Source organism: Streptomyces sp. ICBB 8177, assembly GCF_003144095.1.
In the GTDB taxonomy this organism is placed as follows: domain Bacteria; phylum Actinomycetota; class Actinomycetes; order Streptomycetales; family Streptomycetaceae; genus Streptantibioticus_D.
Window position 1 is genome coordinate 35,601 of the sequence record NZ_NSKH01000003.1, and the last position, 19,873, is coordinate 55,473.

General features: G+C 74.2%; 16 protein-coding genes. 10 read left to right on the plus strand and 6 right to left on the minus strand.

Features of this window, described 5'->3' with window-relative positions; genetic code table 11:
- Positions 1-14: 14 nt before the first annotated feature.
- From CK485_RS03165 to CK485_RS03175, 3 genes are all read right to left on the minus strand, one after another.
- Entirely contained in the window at positions 15-443 is a 429-nt protein-coding gene (locus tag CK485_RS03165; protein WP_241968103.1) for a rhodanese-like domain-containing protein, read from the minus strand.
- On the minus strand, positions 440-964 hold the full coding sequence (locus tag CK485_RS03170) for a cysteine dioxygenase (protein WP_109446685.1): 525 nt from the start codon (positions 962-964) through the stop codon (positions 440-442). Before CK485_RS03170 ends, CK485_RS03165 begins: the two co-directional genes overlap by 4 nt.
- Before the next feature lie 407 nt (positions 965-1,371).
- On the minus strand, positions 1,372-3,180 hold the full coding sequence (locus CK485_RS03175) for an FAD-dependent monooxygenase (protein ID WP_109446687.1): 1,809 nt from the start codon (positions 3,178-3,180) through the stop codon (positions 1,372-1,374).
- A gap of 655 nt (positions 3,181-3,835) precedes the next feature.
- On the opposite strand from CK485_RS03175, the gene CK485_RS03180 reads away from it, so the two are divergent.
- Positions 3,836-4,549, plus strand: a complete 714-nt coding sequence (locus CK485_RS03180; RefSeq protein ID WP_109446688.1) for a response regulator transcription factor — start codon at positions 3,836-3,838, stop codon at positions 4,547-4,549.
- 15 nt (positions 4,550-4,564) lie between these two features.
- On the plus strand, positions 4,565-5,986 hold the full coding sequence (locus CK485_RS03185) for a HAMP domain-containing sensor histidine kinase (RefSeq protein ID WP_109446690.1): 1,422 nt from the start codon (positions 4,565-4,567) through the stop codon (positions 5,984-5,986).
- Positions 5,987-6,027: 41 nt separating this feature from the next.
- On the opposite strand, the gene CK485_RS03190 is transcribed toward CK485_RS03185, so the two are convergent.
- Entirely contained in the window at positions 6,028-7,014 is a 987-nt protein-coding gene (locus CK485_RS03190) for a TAXI family TRAP transporter solute-binding subunit (protein ID WP_109446692.1), read from the minus strand.
- 68 nt (positions 7,015-7,082) lie between these two features.
- Here CK485_RS03190 and miaB point away from each other — a divergent pair, with 68 nt between their 5' ends.
- Together miaB and CK485_RS03200 are read left to right on the plus strand one after the other, a co-directional pair.
- Positions 7,083-8,564, plus strand: a complete 1,482-nt coding sequence (gene miaB, locus CK485_RS03195; RefSeq protein WP_109446694.1) for a tRNA (N6-isopentenyl adenosine(37)-C2)-methylthiotransferase MiaB — start codon at positions 7,083-7,085, stop codon at positions 8,562-8,564.
- A gap of 48 nt (positions 8,565-8,612) precedes the next feature.
- Entirely contained in the window at positions 8,613-9,329 is a 717-nt protein-coding gene (locus tag CK485_RS03200) for a class III extradiol dioxygenase subunit B-like domain-containing protein (RefSeq protein WP_109446696.1), read from the plus strand.
- A 189-nt stretch (positions 9,330-9,518) separates the two neighbouring features.
- On the opposite strand, the gene CK485_RS28655 is transcribed toward CK485_RS03200, so the two are convergent.
- The gene (locus tag CK485_RS28655) at positions 9,519-9,797 is read right to left on the minus strand and encodes a gliding motility protein (protein ID WP_109446698.1); all 279 of its coding nucleotides are present in this window, start codon (positions 9,795-9,797) and stop codon (positions 9,519-9,521) included.
- Positions 9,798-9,982: 185 nt separating this feature from the next.
- Here CK485_RS28655 and miaA point away from each other — a divergent pair, with 185 nt between their 5' ends.
- From miaA to hflX, 6 genes are all read left to right on the plus strand, one after another.
- On the plus strand, positions 9,983-10,921 hold the full coding sequence (gene miaA, locus CK485_RS03210; protein ID WP_109446700.1) for a tRNA (adenosine(37)-N6)-dimethylallyltransferase MiaA: 939 nt from the start codon (positions 9,983-9,985) through the stop codon (positions 10,919-10,921).
- Between the two features lie 295 nt (positions 10,922-11,216).
- On the plus strand, positions 11,217-11,699 hold the full coding sequence (locus tag CK485_RS03215; protein ID WP_109447522.1) for a hypothetical protein: 483 nt from the start codon (positions 11,217-11,219) through the stop codon (positions 11,697-11,699).
- A gap of 68 nt (positions 11,700-11,767) precedes the next feature.
- On the plus strand, positions 11,768-12,655 hold the full coding sequence (gene dapF / locus CK485_RS03220; RefSeq protein ID WP_109446702.1) for a diaminopimelate epimerase: 888 nt from the start codon (positions 11,768-11,770) through the stop codon (positions 12,653-12,655).
- Positions 12,656-12,826: 171 nt separating this feature from the next.
- On the plus strand, positions 12,827-15,034 hold the full coding sequence (locus CK485_RS03225) for an HD domain-containing protein (RefSeq protein WP_199239217.1): 2,208 nt from the start codon (positions 12,827-12,829) through the stop codon (positions 15,032-15,034).
- A gap of 126 nt (positions 15,035-15,160) precedes the next feature.
- Positions 15,161-16,603 carry a M1 family metallopeptidase gene (locus CK485_RS03230; protein WP_109446704.1) on the plus strand — a complete coding sequence of 481 codons (1,443 nt, stop codon included), beginning with the start codon at positions 15,161-15,163 and terminating at the stop codon, positions 16,601-16,603.
- Positions 16,604-16,774: 171 nt separating this feature from the next.
- Entirely contained in the window at positions 16,775-18,283 is a 1,509-nt protein-coding gene (hflX, locus tag CK485_RS03235; RefSeq protein WP_109446706.1) for a GTPase HflX, read from the plus strand.
- A gap of 92 nt (positions 18,284-18,375) precedes the next feature.
- Here the strand turns inward: hflX and CK485_RS03240 are convergent, their stop codons facing one another.
- On the minus strand, positions 18,376-19,557 hold the full coding sequence (locus CK485_RS03240) for a hypothetical protein (RefSeq protein WP_109446708.1): 1,182 nt from the start codon (positions 19,555-19,557) through the stop codon (positions 18,376-18,378).
- Positions 19,558-19,873 lie beyond the last annotated feature (316 nt).

A 19,873-nucleotide genomic window follows, 5' to 3' on the forward strand; every position in this document is an offset into this window, starting at 1 on the left:
AGGCGACAGTGACGTCAGTGGCCTTCGTGAGTGCCGTCCCGGAACGTGCTCGGCGGGGTGACGGGGAGACCCGCCGCGCGCCAGGACTGGAAGCCGCCTTCGAGGTCGGTGGCCCGGTGCAGGCCGAGCGCCTGGAGGGAGACCGCCGCGAGGCTGGAGGCGTAGCCCTCGTTGCAGATCACGACAGGCGTGATGTCGTGGTCCACCGCTTCCGGGAGGCGGTACGGGCATCGCGGGTCGAGGCGCCATTCCAGCTCGTTGCGTTCGACGACCAGGGCGCCGGGGATCGTGCCGTCGCGGTCCCGCAGAGCCGCGTAGCGGATGTCGACCAGCAAGGCGCCCTCCGCGGCGGCGGCCTGCGCCTGGTGGGCCGTCAGGCGGTCCAGGCCCTCGCGGGCCCGGGCCAGCAGTTCGTCGATGCCCAGGGGGCGAGGGAGGGTCACCACTCCTCCGGGCGTTCGACGAGTTCGAGGCGCAGGACCTGACCACGCCTGCTGTAACGGCGCATCAGGGGGAGCGGCGGATAGTAGGCGTGGACCGAGATCGCGTGGTGGTTGTCGGAGGCGTTGACGACCTGGTGGACGTGGTGCGGGCCGAAGGCGCGGCCCTGGCCGGGCGAAAGGCTGCGGACGCGGTCGACGTCGGTGGCGAGTTCGAGGGAGAGCCAGCCCGCGCCGGGCAGCGGTACGGAGACGGACTGCTCGGCGAGTTCGCCCGTTGCGGTGACGAACGCGCCACGGGAGCCGCCGTGGTCGTGCCAGCCCGTCTCGGCTCCCGGAGGCCAGCCGATGAGCCAGGCCTCGCTGCCGCCGGGACCCTGCAACCGCAGCCAGGTGCGGCCCTCAGGATCGAGCGGCAGGCGGCCGACGACGTCGGGGTCGGCGGCGGTACGGCGGGCGAAGTCAAGGAGTTCGTCGACGGTCGGCGCGGACGACGGCGCGGACGCGGAAAGGGTGTGCGGCAAAGGGGACCGTCCCGGTGATCGCGAAAGTGCGCGGAGAACTCCGCGCGAGAAGGGTTCAGGAGAACTGGCGCGTCAACAGGACGGGCGACACACGCAGCCCGCGTAGCGGACGAGGTCCAGATGGACCCTCCGCACGAGGCGCAGTTGGGTGTCGGTCACGTTTCGGAGTGAACCACGGGCTTCGCCGCAGGGTCAACCAGGGGCGGTATCGGGCGAATCCTTGTCGCAGACACGCATTCCGGCGCAGCACCTCCCCCCAGCCCCTGAGCCCCTAGCCACCGGTCCCCCCGAAGCCGCCCACGGAAGCCTCCCCCCGAAGCCGCCCCAGTCCCGAAGCCCGCCCGCACGAGCCTCGCACCTGCCCCGCCCAGGTCCCCGCACCGCAAGCCCCGCGCGGAGCCCCCGCCTCACCCGCCCCCACGTCGCTCCCCGCCGCTGCCGCTCGCGCCGGCCATGCCCGCGTCGGCGGACGTCGCGCCGTCCCGCGCGCCCCCGCTCGCCTCCCGGTCGCCCTGCGATGCCCGGTGGGGTGGAGGGCCGCCGCGGGCCAGGTCGGCGTAGGCGTACAGCTCCGCCGGCCGGCAGCCGGTCATCGCGCCGACGAGGTGGCCGTCGGGCCGCACCAGCAGCACGGTGTGCGCGGTGGCGCCCGGGTAGGACTCGGTGACCAGCAGTTCGGTGCGGGTCGGCAGGGCGGAGACGGCGGCCGACAGCTGCGGCATCAGCCCGGCGGTGAGCCAGTGGCGGCTCTCCCAGACCCCGGTGCCGGGAGCGACCAGGACGGCCAGCAGGTCGCGCCCGAGCCGGTCGCGAAGGCGCCCGCGCACGCCGTCCAGATCGATGACCGGCACGTCGTCCACCATCTCCCCGGGCACCCCGGCGCCCGGCGCGACCAGCGGCGAAGGCGCCGTCTTGCCGCCGCGCGGCGCGGGCAGGACCAGCGGGGAGCGGTCGTAGGCCGGGGGAGCGCCGAGCAGTCCGCGGCCGAAGGGGGCGTCGGTGAGGAGTTCGGCGTGGCGGTTCATCGGACCGGACAGCAGCGAGTGGCGCAGGGTGTGCCAGGCGCCGTTGGCCCGCAGCGGGGGCAGGGCCTGGTCGGCGGCGCGCAGCCGGGTGCCGACCGCGCCGCGGCGTTCCGCCTGGTAGCTGTCGAGCAGGACGTCGGAGGCGCCGTGGTGCCAGGCGAGGGCGAGCTTCCAGGCGAGGTTGTCGGCGTCGCGCAGTCCCTCCTCCAGCCCCTGGGTGCCCAGCGCGCCCAGCAGGTGCGCGGCGTCACCGGCCAGGAACGCCCGGCCGGTGCGCCACCGCCGGGCCAGCCGCTGGTGGACCGGATACTCGGACCAGCCCAGCAGTTCGTACGCCGGGATCGTGCCCTCGCACCAGGCGGACAGCGTGGCGCGGATGCGGGCCACCAGGCCGTCCGGGGTCAGCGGCGCCATGCCGGTCGGCAGGGACCAGTCGAGCCGCCAGACGCCGCCGGGCAGCGGCCGGGCGGTGGCCTCGGTGCCGCGTGCGCCGGGAGGATCGCGGTGCAGCAGCGCGGTGCCGGGTTCGGGCAGGGCGACGCGCAGGGCGGCGACGGCGTAGCGGTCGACGGCGGTGCGGCCGGGGAAGCGGACGTCGAGCAGTTTGCGCACGGTGGAGCGCGGGCCGTCGCAGCCGACCAGGTACGAGCCGCGCCACCAGGTCTCAGGACCGCCCCCGGTGCCCCGGGTGTGGACGCTGACGCCGTGGTCGTCCTGTTCGACGGCGGTCAGGCGGCAGCCGTGCGCCACCGTGATCAGCTCCTGGCCGGCGAGTGCCTCGTGCAGTCCGTGGCGCAGTCGGTCCTGCGCCAGGTGCAGCGGAGAGGGCCCGGCGTCGACGGTCTCGGCCTCCTCGCCGGAGTCGTCCGCCACGCCCACCGCGCCCGCCGCCCCGCCCGCCACCAGGCCCGCGGTGTCCGGACCTGACGAGAAGACCGCCGTGCCGATCACCTGGCGCCGGCGCAGCGTCCGCCACGCCGTCCAGCGCGCGGCGTCGGTGTGCACGGCGGTGTAGCCGAGGCGGGCGAGCAGGTCGGCGGTGCGCGGGCGCAGGACGGCGGTGCGTTCCGCGCGCGGTTCGGCGCCCGGGCCCTCCTCGTCGAGCAGGACGACGGGAACGTTGTGCCGGGCGAGGCAGAGCGCGAGGGACAGGCCGGTCGGCCCCGCCCCCGCGACGATCACCGGGTCCATGCCGCGCCTTCGGTTCGGCTCTGCGGACGCGTGCGGGCACGCGAGGATGCGGTGGCGGAGGCTGCCCGGCATTCGGTCACATAGCGTATGCAACCCACTGCCGGTGCGCGCGTCAAGCGACGCAGGGCCGTTCACCGTCACGTGCCGCCGTCACCTGACGTAGGAGAGTCGCCCGGGCGAGTCGCCGCCGCACGGCGGCCAGTTCGCCCCGCACGCATCTTTGGTGACACTGCGTCACATGCACGACGATGTCCGGAGCCGGCCTGCGGTGCGGCCCGATGACCCGCCGAAAGCCCTGGCCATGGCTTGAACGCGCCGCTCCGCATCCCGGCGACTCTGCGCTACGCTGCGCGCACCTGGCGTGCCCGCTCCGGGGACCCTCTTGACGCAGCGCCTCGGAATCGGGGTGTATTCGTTGCCGCGGACACGTCGCGCGGACGGCGCGGTGACCGTACCGTACCCGGGTCCGCCCATTGCCGGAGCGCCGGACCGCCGGAGCACCGGAACCGTCGGCGCCCCGGAAGCGTCGCAAGCGCCGGGACCGCCCACGCCAGGCCCGGCCGTGCGACGCGGGCCGGACGACTGGTCGGACGATGACGTGGACCGCGGGACGAGACGTGACCGCAAGACGAACGCCCTCACGGGAGGAGAGCCCATGCGGCTGTTGCTGGTCGAGGACGACGACAGGGTCGCCGCGGCGCTGTCGGCCGTACTCGCCAAGCACGGCATCGACGTCGCCCACGCGCGGGGCGGCGAGGAGGCGCTGCGGGCCCTGCTGCCGGACGACGGGCCGCCCTTCGACGTGGTCCTGCTCGACCTCGGACTGCCGGACCAGGACGGCTTCGAGGTGTGCAGCCGCATCCGGCGCGGCAGCCGGACCCCGGTGATCATGGTGACCGCGCGGGCCGACGTGCGTTCCCGCATCCACGGGCTCAACCTCGGCGCGGACGACTACGTGGTCAAGCCGTACGACACCGGTGAGCTGCTGGCCCGTATCCACGCCGTCAGCCGCCGCAGGGCCGCCGAGGACCGCGACCCGGCGAGGAGCACCGGCGGGACCGGGGCCGCGCGGCGCACCGTGCGCTTCGGCCCGGTCGCCATCGAGACCTCGACGCGCCAGGTCGTGGTGGACGGCACGCAGGTCGCGCTGACCCGCAAGGAGTTCGACCTGCTGGCGCTGCTCGCCCAGCGCCCGGGCGTGGTCTTCCGGCGCGAGCAGATCATCAGCGAGGTGTGGCGCACCAACTGGGAGGGCACCGGCCGCACCCTGGAGGTGCACGTCGCGTCGCTGCGCGCCAAGCTCGGACTGCCCGCGCTGATAGAGACGGTGCGAGGGGTCGGCTACCGGCTCGTCGTGCCCACCGACTGACCGGCCCGCCCCGCCGTGCGCTCGCGTCTGCTGCCGCTGCTGCTGGTCCTGATGGCCGCCGTGCTGCTCGCCCTCGGACTGCCGCTCGCCGCGAGCCTGGCCGCCGCACAGCAGCAGGACCTGATCATCGACCGGATCGACGACACCGCCCGGTTCGGCGCGATCGCGCAGTACGTGACCACGCGCGGCGACGAGGCGGACGGGACGGTCATCACCGACGAGGGCGAGCGCCTCGACACCCTGCGCTCGGAACTCGCCCGCTACGAGGACCTGTACGGCATCAGGGTCGGCGTCTTCTACCGTGACGGCACCGCGATGGCCGCCGCTCCCCGTGGCTGGCGCTCCCCGCGCCAGGTCGTCGCCGAGGAGCAGTTCCAGGAGGCGCTGGCCGGGCGCCGCAGCCACAACCCCCCGCAGGTGTGGCCCTGGCAGGACAGCCGGATCACCGTAGCCTCCCCGATCGTGCAGGACGGCGACGTGGTCGCGGTCGTCCTCACCGACTCGCCGACCGGCGCGATGCGCTCGCGGATCCTGCACGGCTGGCTGCTGATCGCGGGAGGTGAGCTGGCCGCGACCGCCGTCGCCGTGCTGGCCGCGATCCGGCTGACCGCCTGGGTGCTGCGACCGGTGCGGGTGCTGGACCGGGCCACCCACGACATCGCCACCGGCCGCATGGCCTCCCGGGTCGCGGTGGCCGGCGGCCCGCCGGAACTGCGGCGGCTGGCGCGTTCGTTCAACGAGATGGCCGACAACGTCGAGGACGTCCTCGAACAGCAGCGGGCCTTCGTGGCCGACGCCTCCCACCAGCTGCGCAACCCGCTGTCGGCGCTGCTGCTGCGCATCGAGCTGCTGGGGCTCGAACTGCCGCCGGACAACGCCGAGATGGCCTCCGTACGCGAGGAGGGCAAGCGGCTCGCCACCGTGCTGGACGACCTGCTGGGCCTGGCGCTGGCCGAGCACACCGCCGCGGAGCCCGAGGCGACGGACGTCGGCGCGCTGGTCGCGGAACGCGTGACCGCCTGGCGTCCGGCCGCGGAACACGCCGGCGTCCGCCTCGTCCAGGAGGGCGAGCCGGCGGCGACCGCGTGGGCCGACCCGGTCGCGCTGTCCAGCGCCCTGGACGCGGTCGTCGACAACGCGGTGAAGTTCACGCCCTCCGGCGGCGGCGTGCGGGTGACGGTGGCCGTGGACGGCGACACGCTCGCCGTCACCGTCGCCGACGAGGGACCGGGACTCACCGACGACGAACTCTGCCGTATCGGCGACCGCTTCTGGCGCAGCACCCGCCACCAGAACGTCGACGGCTCGGGGCTGGGTCTGTCCATCGCCCGGGTGCTGCTGGCTCAGGGCGGTGGCTCGATCGCGTACGCGCCCAACGTGCCGCACGGGCTGCGGGTGACGGTGAGCCTGCCGCGTACGGCACCTGGCGAGGGGTGAGGCGGCCGGCGTCCGTCACGGCTTCGCGGGCCCCGGTGCCGTCAGGGCTTCACCGACAGGTAGTAGCGCCTGGCGCCCTCGTGCAGCGGCAGCGGGTCGGTGAAGATCGCGGTGCGCAGGTCGACCTGCTGGGCGGAGTGCACGACCGCGCCGATGCGGTCGCGGCTGTCGATGACCGCCTCGGTGACCCGTTCCACCAGCGCGGCGTCGAGGCGGTCCGTGGTGATGAGTAAATTCGCCACCGCGATGGTCGGCACCGCCTCGGTGTTGTGCAGGTGGGCGTAGGCGTCGACGGGCATCACGGCGGCCCGGTAGTAGTCGGCAGCGGCGCCCAGTTTGTGCAGCGACTGCACCAGGTCGCCGAGCTGCACGAGTTTGACCGGGTAGCGCGAGGCCAGTTCCTGGACGGCGCCGGTGGGGATGCCGCCCGACCAGAAGAACGCGTCCAGCTTCCCCTGCTCCAGCAGCCCGGGCGCCGTGTCGATGCCGGCCGGGACCGCGGTGAAGTCCTTGCCCGGCGCCAGCCCGGCGGCCCGCACCAGACGCTCGGCGATCAGGTTCACCCCGGAACCGGCCTGTCCCATGCCGACCCGCAGCCCGCGCAGGTCGCGCGCCGAGGTCACCTTCGAGCCGGCCGGCACGATCAGCTGCATGTAGTCGTCGTACAGCCGCGCCACCGCGCGCAGCCGGGATCGCTGCGGCCCGTGGTAGTCGGCGACCGCGTCGGCCTGCGCGAACGTGAAGTCGGCGCGGCCCGAGGCCACGTAGTCGACGTTCTGCACCGACCCCTGCGAGGGCAGCAGGTGCACCGAGACCCCCGGCAGGTACTTCGCCAGCACCGGGCCGAGCAGTTGCCCGTACTTGTCGTACACGCCGCTTCTGACGCCCGTGGCCACCGTGACCGAGGACTGGTGGAAGGCGGGACGGCCGGTCGGCAGCAGCCACCACAGCAGCAGGCCGACCGCCACCGCGCCGGCGAGCCCGGCCCGCACCGCGCGCCGCCTGGTGAACCTCCCGGAGAACCTCATGGGCCGCGATCCTGCCAGCCGTCACCTGGACGGGGGAAGGCCGACAGCACGTACCCTGGTGCATTGAGATGAGCGCGAAGACATATGAGGTGCGCACCTACGGGTGCCAGATGAACGTCCACGACTCCGAGCGGCTGTCGGGCCTGCTGGAGGACGCCGGGTACGTGCGGGCACCCAAGGACGCGGACGGCGCCGACGTCGTCGTGTTCAACACCTGCGCGGTGCGGGAGAACGCCGACAACCGGCTCTACGGCAACCTCGGGCAGCTCGCGCCGAAGAAGGCCGCCCGGCCCGGGATGCAGATCGCGGTCGGCGGCTGCCTGGCGCAGAAGGACCGCGACACCATCGTCAAGAAGGCGCCCTGGGTGGACGTCGTCTTCGGCACGCACAACATCGGGCAGCTGCCCGTGCTGCTGGAGCGCGCCAGGATCGCCGAGGAGGCGCAGGTCGAGATCGCCGAGTCGCTGGAGGCGTTCCCCTCCACGCTGCCGACCCGGCGCGAGTCCGCCTACGCCGCCTGGGTCGCCATCTCGGTGGGATGCAACAACACCTGCACGTTCTGCATCGTCCCGGCGCTGCGCGGCAAGGAGAAGGACCGCCGCCCCGGCGACATCCTCGCCGAGGTCGAGGCGCTGGTCGCCGACGGCGTCGTGGAGATCACCCTGCTCGGCCAGAACGTCAACGCCTACGGCTCCGACATCGGCGACCGCGAGGCGTTCGGCAAGCTGCTGCGCGCCTGCGGCAACGTGGCGGGGCTGGAGCGCGTGCGGTTCACCTCGCCGCACCCGCGCGACTTCACCGACGACGTGATCGCGGCGATGGCCGAGACGCCCAACGTGATGCACCAGCTCCACATGCCGCTCCAGTCCGGCTCCGACACCGTGCTGAAGGCGATGCGGCGCTCGTACCGGCAGGAGCGCTTCCTCGGCATCATCGAGAAGGTGCGCGCCGCCATGCCGGACGCCGCCATCTCCACCGACATCATCGTGGGCTTCCCCGGCGAGACCGAGGAGGACTTCGAGCAGACGCTGCACGTGGTGCGCGAGGCGCGGTTCGCGCAGGCGTTCACCTTCCAGTACTCCAAGCGGCCCGGCACCCCGGCGGCCACCATGGGCGGCCAGATCCCCAAGGATGTCGTCCAGGAGCGGTACGAGCGGCTGGTCGCCCTCCAGGAGGAGATCTCCTGGGCGGAGAACAAGAAGCAGGTCGGACGCACCCGCGAAGTCCTGGTCGCCGAGGGCGAGGGCCGCAAGGACGACGCGACCCGGCGGCTGTCCGGCCGCGCCCCCGACAACCGCCTGGTCCACTTCGCGCCCCCAAAGCAGCCGGTGCGCCCCGGCGACATGGTGCTGGCCGACATCACCTACGCCGCCCCGCACCACCTGCTGGCCGAGCGGCCCGCGTACGGCGTCCGCCGCACCCCGGCGGGCGACGCGTGGGAGCGCCGCACGGCCGCCCAGGCCGCGCCGCAGGGCGTGATGCTCGGGCTGCCCACGATCGGCGCGCCGCGGCAGGCTCCGGCCCCGGCGGGCGGCTGCGGCTGCGACTAGCGGCCGCGGGCGGCGGCCACGGCCGGGAGCCCCGATAGGCTGGCCCGCATGCTCGTCGCCGCCGCCGTAGTGCCGTGTCCGCCCCTGCTGGTGCCCGAGGTCGCGGCGGGCGCCGCACACGAGCTGGACGGCCTGCGTGCCGCCTGCGGGGACGCCGTGGGCGTGCTGGCCTCCGCCGCGCCCGACCGCCTGGTCGTGCTGGGCCCGGCCGAGCGCTGCGGGCGCGGTCCGCATCCGCAGGGCGCCACCGGGTCGTTCCGCGCCTTCGGGGTCCACCTGGACGTGACGCTCGGCGAGCAGCGTGGCTCCGCCGTGCCCGGCCGCTCCCTGCCGCCCTCGCTGGCGGTCGCCGCCTGGCTGCTCGCGCGGCACCGCTGGCAGGCCGCGCCCGTCGAAGGGCTGGGCGTCGGCGAACCACTGGCCCAGGAACAGTGCGCGCAGGTCGGCCGCGAGCTGGCGGCGTCAGCTGAACGCGTCGCGCTGCTGGTCGCGGGGGACGGCAGCGCCCGGCGCGGCCTGAAGGCCCCCGGCTACTACGACGAACGGGCCGGTGCCTTCGACGCCCGTGCGGCCAAGGCGCTGGGCGAGGCCGACACCGCCGCCCTCGCCGCCCTGGAGGCCGATCTGGCCGGTGAGCTGCTCGCGTCGGGCCGCGCGCCCTGGCAGGTGCTGGCGGGCGCCGCCGAGGGCGCGGCGCTCAGCGGGCGGCTGCTGTACGACGACGCGCCCTACGGGGTGGGGTACTTCGTGGCCGCCTGGTCCTGAGCGGCCGCGGCGCGCGATCCCGGCCGTGCGAGCCGGGCAGCGCGAGGGCGACGATCCGGGCAGCGCGAGGGCGATCGGCGGTAGCGCGCCGGAAGGGTGATCCCGGCAGCGTCGTCGCCGTGGTGCCGGCCGGGCGGGACGGAACCCGTGGCGGGGCGGCACGCCGCCGCCAGGGTGTCCGCCCGGGGACTACTGGCGGGCGCTCTCGCCCGTCTCGCTGTCCGCGGCCTCCCGCGCGGACGGCTGCTTGGGAATCCCGGCCGCCTCGCCGCCCGCCTCCGCCGGCTCCTCCTGCTCCGCCACCGCTTCCCGCTCCGCCCCCGCTTCCTCCGGCTCCGCCGCGGCCTCCGCCGTGCGCGGGGCCGTCGCCTCCTCGGCGCCGTCGTCGGCGGCGGCGCCGGCGACCTCTGCCGGGGCCTCCTCGTCGGCGGCGACGGCCGCCGCGGACTCCTGCGGCTGAGCGGTCACGGCCCGCTCCTCAGCGGCCTGCTGCCGCGCTCCACGACGGAACCATCCGAAAACACCCATGTACCTACTCCAGACCGTGCTCGTGCGGGGGAGAAATCCGTATCTCCTCCCGAGGCAACGACCGAACGTGTGCCCCGTAACGCCGCTCGATCGGAGTGCGACCCGATATTTGGGAGACTGGGCAGGTGAACAAGGTCGTCCCTCCCCCCAGCGCTCCCCGCGTCATCGCCGTCGTGGGCCCGACCGCGGCCGGCAAGTCCGATCTGGGCACCGCGATCGCCCGCGCCCTCGGCGGCGAGGTGATCAACGCGGACTCCATGCAGCTGTACCGCGGCATGGACATCGGCACCGCGAAGCTCACCGTCGAGGAGCGCGCCGGGGTACCGCACCACCTGCTGGACATCTGGGACGTCACCGAGGCCGCCAGCGTCGCCGAGTACCAGCGGCTCGCCCGTGCCCACATCGACCGCCTGCTGGCCGAGGGCCGCACCCCGGTGCTGGTCGGCGGCTCCGGGCTCTACGTGCGCGCCGCGATCGACGTCCTGGAGTTCCCCGGCACCGACCCCGAGGTGCGCGCGCGGCTGGAGGCCGAGCTGGCCGAGCACGGCAGCGGAGCGCTGCACGCCCGGCTCGCCGCCGTCGACCCGCGGGCCGCCGAGACGATCCTGCCCGGCAACGGCCGCCGCATCGTGCGCGCCCTGGAGGTCGTCGAGATCACCGGGCGCCCGTTCACCGCCAACCTCCCCGGTCACGAGTCGGTCTACGACACCGTGCAGATCGGCGTCGACGTGCCGCGCCCGCGGCTCGACGAACGGATCGCGCTGCGGGTGGACCGGATGTGGGAGGCCGGACTCGTGGAGGAGGTCCGCACGCTGGAGAAGGCCGGACTGCGCGAGGGCAGGACCGCCTCGCGGGCGCTGGGCTACCAGCAGGTGCTGTCCGCGTTCGCCGGGGAGCGCACGCTGGACGAGGCGCGGGTCGAGACCGTACGCGCCACCAAGCGCTTCGCGCGGCGGCAGGATTCGTGGTTCCGCCGCGACCCCCGCGTTCACTGGCTGACAGCCGGCGGAGCGGAACTCGCAGAGCAGGCACTGACGTTGCTCGAACGAGCGGTCACAGCCTGATCACGTGATGGCCACGGGACGCCTCGCCAGGGCTTGACGGCCCCGGCGCCGTGCCATCATCGAGCAGCGAGTCACCGTGTCGGACGAGGTGGGAGGGCGTGTGGCGATGGAGGCCGGCCCTCGCAACCGACCGCATCAGGACCAGCGCGACCGCCTCGACGGCGCGCGGCCCGGCCTGTCCCCCTACCCGGAACGCCACGCCGAAGCGGAAGGCGCCCACGGGGCCGGGGAACACGACGACCTGGACGGCCCGGGCGAGCCGGACGACGTACGCGACGCCCTCGACGGCGGTGACCTGGACGCCGAAGCACTCGCCCAGGACCCGCTCGGCGACGGTCCCCTGGCCGAGGACCCCCTCGACGACGGAGCCCTTCACGCCGACCCGCTCGGCGACGGCGGTCTGTCGGACGACGCGCCCGGCGAGGACGGTCCGCCCGCCACGCAGTCCTTCCTCGAACTGCGGCCCCCGCGACGGCTGCGCATCTGGCAGCTCATCCCCATCGTGGCGCTCGGCGCGATCGGCTCGCTGATGTTCGCCTTCCCGCTCGCCTTCGAGTTCGGTGACGGCGGACCGGTCGTCGCCATGCTCGGTCTGCTGCTGAGCTGCTGCTCCGCGGGCTGGGCGATCATGGCCGCCCGGCGCGTCGGCTACACCTGGCCAGGGTTGCCCGCGCGCGGCTCGGGTCAGCGGCCCGACTGGCGCTTCGTCGCCGGGTACACCGCGCTGGTGGCGCTCGTCGCGCTGCTCGCCGTGTGGCGCGTCGCCCGGCTGCGGTAGCCCCGCCACCGGCGTCCTCCGTACCCGCGGTACGACGTCCGCGCGCCCGGGACCGTACGATCGGACGCGTGAACGACGCAGCGCAGGGCTTCGCCTTCCTCAAGGGACACGGCACCGAGAACGACTTCGTGATCGTCCCCGACCCGTACGGACGCATCGAGCTGACAGCGTCCGACGTCGCCCGGCTCTGCGATCGCCGGGCCGGGCTGGGCGCCGACGGGGTGCTGCGCGTGGTGCGCTCCGCCGCGCACCCGGAGGCCGCCCGGTGCGCGGACGAGGCCGAGTGGTTCATGGACTACCGCAACAGCGACGGCAGCGTCGCCGAGATGTGCGGCAACGGGGTGCGGGTCTTCGCCCGCCATCTGGAACGCGCCGGCCTGGTCGAGGCCGGTGACCTGGCGATCGCCACCCGGGCCGGGGTGCGCCGCGCCCACATCGCCAAGCCCACCGCGGACGGCGCGCCCGGCGACATCACCGTCGAGATGGGCACCGCCGCGCTCCCCGGCGGCGAGGTCACCGTTAGCGTCGGCGAGCGTTCCTGGCCCGCGCGCAACGTCAACATGGGCAACCCGCACGCCGTGACCTTCGTCGCCTCCCTGGACGAGGCGGGACACCTGCTGGAGGCGCCCGGCGTGGCCCCGGTGACCGCCTACCCGGAAGGCGTCAACGTGGAGTTCGTGGTCGACCGCGGCCCGCGCCACGTCGCCCTGCGGGTGCACGAGCGCGGGTCGGGCGAGACGCGTTCCTGCGGCACCGGCGCCTGCGCCGTGATGGTCGCCGCCGCCCGGCGCGACGGCCTGGACCCGGCGGTCACCGGCGAGCCCGTCACCTACGTCGTGGACGTGCCCGGCGGCCGCCTGGTGATCACCGAACGGCCGGACGGCCGGGTGGAGATGACCGGCCCCGCGGTGATCGTGGCCGAGGGCACCGTCGACATGGCGTGGCTGCGCGGATGACGTTGGAGCGGACGCGGCGGGTGTTCGGGTCCTGCGTGGACAGGTTCCCTCCAACGGGTGATCCATCTCACGCTGGGCGAGAGGCCGACAGCGGCGCGTGGTGGGCTCGATAGCATCAAGCACCGGCGCGGCATCCAGCCCGCCGCCGGTGAACGCTGCCGGAGGTGCCCGATGAGCGCAGACAACGCGACCGACGCCGTGTCCGCCGCCGCCGTCACCCGGGGGAACGAGCGCAGGCGAGGGCTGTCCCGCATGGACCTGCGCAGGCTCGGCCGGGCCGCCCTGCTCGGGGCGACCGGCACCCGGGACCGCCTGCCCGACGCCATCGAGCACGTCGCCAAGGTGCACCGCGCCCACCACCCGCGCGCCGACCTCGACATCCTGCGCCGCGCCTACGTGCTCGCCGAGTCCTCGCACCGCGGCCAGATGCGCAAGAGCGGCGAGCCGTACATCACCCACCCGCTCGCCGTCACCCTGATCCTGGCCGAACTCGGAGCCGAGACAACGACGTTGACGGCATCTCTGCTGCACGACACGGTCGAGGACACCGAGGTGACGCTCGATCAGGTGGGAGCGGAGTTCGGTGCCGAGGTGCGCTATCTCGTCGACGGCGTCACGAAGTTGGAGAAGGTCGACTACGGCGCGGCGGCCGAGCCGGAGACCTTCCGCAAGATGCTGGTGGCCACCGGCAACGACGTACGCGTGATGTCGATCAAACTCGCCGACCGGCTGCACAACATGCGCACCCTCGGCGTCATGCGCCCGGAGAAACAGGCGCGCATCGCCAAGGTCACCCGCGACGTGCTGATCCCGCTCGCCGAACGCCTGGGCGTGCAGGCCCTCAAGACCGAGCTGGAGGACCTGGTCTTCGCCATCCTCCACCCCGAGGAGTACGCCCGCGCCAAGGAGTTGACGGCCGCCCACGCCGCGCTCCCCGATCCGCTGGAGCGGGTCGCCGACCAGGTGCGCGGCGTGCTGCGGGAAGCGGGCATCGCGGCCGAGGTGCTCATCCGCTCCCGGCATCTGCTGTCGGTGCACCGGGTACGGATCAAGCGCGGGGGCGAGTTGGGCGGCAGCGACTTCGGGCGGCTGCTGGTGCTGGTCGGTGAGGACGCCGACTGCTACGCGGTGCTGGGCGAGTTGCACACCTGCTTCACACCGGTGATCTCGGAATTCAAGGACTTCATCGCCGCGCCGAAGTTCAACCTCTACCAGTCGCTGCACACCGCGGTCGCCGACCGCGACGGCGCGATCACCGAGGTCCTGGTCCGCACCCGGCAGATGCACCGGGTCGCCGAGGCCGGCGTCATCGCGCTGGGCAACCCCTACGCGCAGCAGCCCGCGCAGGGCGGGTCCGACGAGTCCGCGGCCTGCCAACTGTCCGGTGACCGCGTCGCGCCCGAGGGCGAGCGCGACGACCCCACCCGGCCCGGATGGCTCTCAAGGCTGCTGGAGTGGCAGCGCGACGCCTCCGACCCGGACACCTTCTGGACCGCGCTGCGCGACGAACTCGCCCAGGACCGCGAGATCACCGTCTTCTCCGCCGACGGCGGCACCATCGGCCTGCCCGCCGCAGCGACCTGCGTGGACGCCGCCTACGCGCTGCACGGCGAGGCCGCCCACTCCTGCGTCGGCGCCCGCGTCAACGGCCGCCTGGTCTCGCTCGCCACCGCGCTGCGCGACGGCGACACCCTCCACCTGCTGATGGCGGCGGGCTCCACGCCGTCCGCCGACTGGCTCGACCACGTGCGCACCCCCGCCGCCCGCATCGCCATCACCCGCTGGCTTACCGCCCATCCACCGCAGGGGGCGGCAGGGGCGGAGGCGCAGGACGCGGAGGCCGCCGACGCCGAGTGCGCCCAGATCGTGCCCGCGCACGCCGCCGCGGTACGCCCCGGGAACGCCGACGGGGCCGTCGAGCCGGTCGCGGTGACCGACGTACCCGGCGCGGCCGTACGCCTCGCCCGCTGTTGCACGCCGGTGCCGCCCGACGCGGTCACCGGCTTCGTCATTCGCGGCGGGGCGGTGGCGGTGCACCGCGACGAGTGCCCGGCCGTGGCCCGCATGCGCTCGGCGGGGCGCGTGCCGCAGGCGGTCAGCTGGCGCGGGGGAGCACCCGCCGCCGGGTACCGGGTCACGCTGCGTGCCGAGGCGCTGGGCCGCCCGCGGCTGCTCGCCGACCTGACCGAGGCCATCTCCGGCGAGGGCGTGGGCATCGTCTCCGCCGCCGTCGAGCCGCCGCAGGAACAGCGGGTCCGGCACACGTACACCATCGAACTTCCCGAGCCCGCGGCCCTCCCCGACCTGATGCGCGCGATGCGCCGGGTGCCCGGGGTCTACGACGTCTACCGCACCCAGCGCCAGGCCGCGACGGCCTGAGCCCCCGCGATCCCGCGCGGCTCACCGCCACTCGCCGGATCCCGCCTGACCCGATCGGATGCGGGCGGCCGTGCCCCAGGCGCGTCACGCCCCCGCGCCGCGCGCCCCGCTGATAGCCGTGGACGCATGACCGGATCCGCCGCACGCCGGGCCGCCGCCACCGCCGCCGCGCTCCTCGCCGCCGCCGTCCTGACCGCCGCCCAGCTGCCGCAGCCCCCGCAGCCCGGGATCGGCGACCGGCTCTACCCGCGGGTCGGCGACCCCCGCTACGACGTCACCGCCTACGACCTGGCCTTCGACTACCGCGGCGCCGGCCGGCCGCTGGACGCGGTGACCCGGATCCACGCCCGCGCCAGGACCGCGCTCACCGGCTTCCACCTGGACTTCACCCACGGCGCCGTGCGCTCGGTCGCCGTCGACGGCGCCCCCGCCCGCTTCCGGCTGTCCGGCGGGCGGCTGCTGGTCACGCCCGCGCACCGGATCCCGCGCGGCGGCCTGCTGGACGTCACCGTCCGGCACACCAGCGACCCGAGCGGGCCCGCCGACGACGGCGGCTGGGTGCGCACGCCGGACGGGCTGGCCCTGGCCGACCAGGCGGAGGCCGCCCGCCGGGTCTTCCCCTGCGACGACCACCCCTCCGACAAGGCCCGCTTCACCTTCCACGTCACCGCGCCGCGCGGCTACACGGTGGTGGCGAACGGACTGCCCGTCGGACGGCCGCACGCCACCGCGGGCGGCGTCACCTGGACGTACCGCACGCAGCACCCGATGGCCACGGAACTGGCCCAGATCTCCATCGGCCGCTCCGCCGTCCTGCGCGCGAGAGGCCCCGAGGGGCTGCCGGTGCGTGACGTGGTCGGCGCGGCCGACCGCACCCGGCTGGCCGCCCGCGCCGCGCTGGTACCCGGCCAGATCGCCTGGATGGAGCGGCAGGTCGGCCGCTACCCGTTCGAGACGTACGGGATCCTCAGCGTCGACACCCCCACCGGTTTCGAGCTGGAGACCCAGACCCTCTCGCTCTTCGAACGCCGCGTCCTGCTCGCCCCGGCGTCCTACGCGGCCCCGCTGATGGTGCACGAGTTGTCGCACCAGTGGTTCGGCGACAGCGTCACCCCCGCCGACTGGTCCGACCTGTGGCTCAACGAGGGACACGCCACCTGGTACGAGTGGCGCTACCGGGCCGAGGTCGAACACGGCCCCTCCCTGGAGCAGCAGGCCCGTACCGCCTACCGCCGCGACGCCGCCAACCGCGCCGACGACGGGCCGCCCGCCAGGCCCAAGCTCCCCGGCCCCGGCCAGCTGGGCATCTTCCGCGACAACGTCTACGACGGCGGCGGCCTGGCGCTGTACGCGCTGCACCAGGAGATCGGCGACCGCGCGTTCCGCGCCATGGAGCGCGCCTGGGTCGCCCGCTACCGCGACGCCAACGCCACCACGGCCGACCTCATCGCGCTCGCCTCCCGGGTCAGCGGCCGTGACCTGCGCGGATTCCTCACCGCGTGGCTCTACGGCGACCGCACCCCGCCGATGCCCGGGCATCCGGACTGGCGCACCGACCCCGCCCGGTAGCAAACCCGGGTGACGGGCAAGCCGCGCCGTGCGACCATCGTGCGGGCGACGACGCGGGGCGGGCGCGGGAATCCACCGGGCCCGCCGTACGTTGTTTCCCTCGACGGGGCTTGCCGGCACACGCCGCCCGGTCCCGTCCCGTTCCGCAGTTCCCGCTGACCGAAGGATCCAATGACCCACTCCACCCCCTCCTCCTCCTCCTCCGCATCCGCCGAGCGCCGGCGTCTTCAGGCGAACGCCCGGGCGAACGCCCTCATGGAGGAGGACGTCGCGTGGAGCCTTGACATCGACGGCGAACGCGACGGCGACCAGTTCGACCGCTCCGAGCGCGCCTCGCTGCGCCGGGTCGCCGGGCTCTCCACCGAGCTGGAAGACGTCACCGAGGTCGAGTACCGGCAGCTGCGCCTGGAGCGCGTCGTGCTGGTCGGCGTCTGGACGGACGGCACCGTGGAGGACGCCGAGAACTCCCTCGCGGAGCTGGCCGCGCTCGCCGAGACCGCCGGCGCCCTCGTCCTCGACGGCGTCGTCCAGCGCCGCGACAAGCCCGACCCGGCCACCTACATCGGCTCCGGCAAGGCCAACGAGCTGCGCGACATCGTCGTGGAGACCGGCGCCGACACCGTGGTCTGCGACGGTGAGCTGAGTCCCGGCCAGCTGATCCACCTGGAGGACGTCGTCAAGGTCAAGGTGGTCGACCGCACCGCCCTGATCCTCGACATCTTCGCCCAGCACGCCAAGTCCCGGGAGGGCAAGGCGCAGGTCTCGCTGGCCCAGATGCAGTACATGCTGCCCAGGCTGCGCGGCTGGGGCCAGTCGCTGTCCCGGCAGATGGGTGGCGGTGGCTCCGGTTCGTCCGGTGGCGGCATGGCCACCCGTGGTCCCGGTGAGACCAAGATCGAGACCGACCGGCGCCGCATCCGCGAGAAGATGGCGAAGATGCGCCGGGAGATCGCGGAGATGAAGACCAGCCGCGACCTGAAGCGCAAGGAACGCAAGCGCCACCAGGTCCCGTCGGTCGCCATCGCCGGATACACCAACGCGGGCAAGTCCTCCCTGCTCAACCGGCTCACCGGCGCGGGCGTGCTGGTGGAGAACGCGCTGTTCGCCACCCTGGACCCGACCGTGCGCCGGGCGGAGACCCCCAGCGGCCGCCTCTACACCCTGGCCGACACCGTGGGCTTCGTCCGCCACCTGCCGCACCACCTCGTCGAGGCGTTCCGCTCCACGATGGAGGAGGTCGCCGACGCCGACCTGATCCTGCACGTGGTCGACGGCTCGCACCCGGCGCCGGAGGAGCAACTGGCCGCCGTCCGCGAGGTGTTCCGCGACGTGGGCGCGCTGGACGTGCCGGAGATCGTGGTGGTCAACAAGGCCGACGCGGCCGACCCGCTGGTCCTGCAACGGCTGCTGCGCCACGAGAAGCACGCGATCGCGGTCTCCGCGCGCACCGGCGAGGGCGTCGCCGACCTGCTCACCCTCATCGACGACGAACTGCCGCGCCCGGCGGTCGAGATCGAGGCGCTCGTGCCGTACACGCAGGGGGCGCTGGTCTCCCGGGTGCACGCGGCGGGCGAGGTGCTGCGCGAGGAGCACACCGCCGAGGGCACCCTGCTGACCGCGCGGGTCCACGACGACCTGGCGGCCGAGCTGGAGCCGTACGGGCTCGCCGCCCGGCGCTGACCGCCCGGAGGCGACAGACGCCTTGAACGACGACGGGCCCGCACCCTCTCGGGGTGCGGGCCCGTCGCGTCGGTCCAACGGCGGCCGTACGCCTACCGGCCGGCGAACTTCTCGCTGATCGCGTCGAAGACGCCCTGCGCGACCGAGCCGAGGCGCGGGCCCGCCAGCCAGGAGTTGTCCGCCGGGCCGATCGAGGTGTTCGACACCAGCGCCAGTTGCCCGTCGGGCTCCTTGGCGAACCAGCCGCCGCCCGACGAACCCCCGGTCATCGAGCAGCCGATGCGGTACTCGGTGGGCGCCGCCGGATCGAGCGACAGCCGCCCCGGCTTGTCGACGCAGTCGAACATCCGCTGCCCGTCGTAGGGCGGCGCGGCCGGGTAGCCCCAGGCACCGAGTGAGGACATGGCCGTCGCCGAGGGCGCGTCGAACCACACCGGGAGCGCCGCTCCGACCGTCTCCTGGAGCGACTTGCCGCCGCCGTTCTCCGGCTTCACGTGCAGGATCGCGAAGTCGTAAGGGGAGCCGCTGCCGCCGGTCTCCGCGCCGGTGGAGATCCACTGGCTGGAGGTCTGCGCCCAGTCCGCCCACCACACGCCGTACGGGGCCACCTCGGACTCCGGCGCGTTCTGCGTCTGGACGGCGGACAGACCGTCGTCGTTGTAGGACGGCACGAAGGCGATGTTGCGGTACCAGCCGCCCTTCGCGCCGGAGTGCACGCAATGGCCCGCCGTCCACACCAGGTCGGACTTGCCGGGGTGTGCCGGGTCCTCGACGACCGTGCCGGAGCAGACCATCGGGCCGCTGGGACTGTCGAAGAACACCTTGCCGACCGGCGCCGCGTTGGCGTGGTACGGCGTCGGCACCGCCTGCGCCTGCTTCCTGGCCGGGGCCGGGTCCGTGACGCCCTGGTCCTGGCCGACACCGGTGGGTACCTGGTCGGGGCTGTCCTTGGCCTCACTCATGCGCGACGGCTTCCACAGGTCCTTGATGACCGGGTTGGCGAAGTCGGCCGCCTGGCGCGCCCAGTGGTCCCACTTCTTCCAGTCGCCCTGCTTCCACTTGCGCAACTCCTGCAAGCTGGTGGGCAGATCGCTCGGCAGGTGCGGGCCGGTGGTGGCGGACGTGGTGGAAGAGGGGGCCGTCGCGGCCGGACTCGGCTTGGCGTCGGCGCTGCTGCCGTCGGGCCCGCAGGCGGTGGCCGACGCGGCGACGAGCGCCGTGACGGCCACCGCCGCGAGGGCCGACCGGCGAATTCGCGCCCGGATGCGTGGCATTGGGTCTGTCCCCCTGTGTGCGGCGCCGCACGCTGTGAGGAGGCCGCCGCTCGCTACTCGTTTGTCATGGCCCCGGCTGGGGCGCTCCCATGATGCCGGTGCGGTTGAGGACGGAGCGCGGCGGGGCTGTGGTTCCCGTGTGAGGGATCACCGGGAGGCGGACGGGCGCGTGCGGGGGCGCACACCTCGTCGGGCGCACGCGTCGCGCGCGCCGCGCACTCGCGTTCGCGCCCTGAACGAATCGGAATCCCGCCCGTTGCCGATCAATCGCCGTCGCGTTGATACCGAGGGGGAGTCCCGGTCGGCGCAGGCCCGG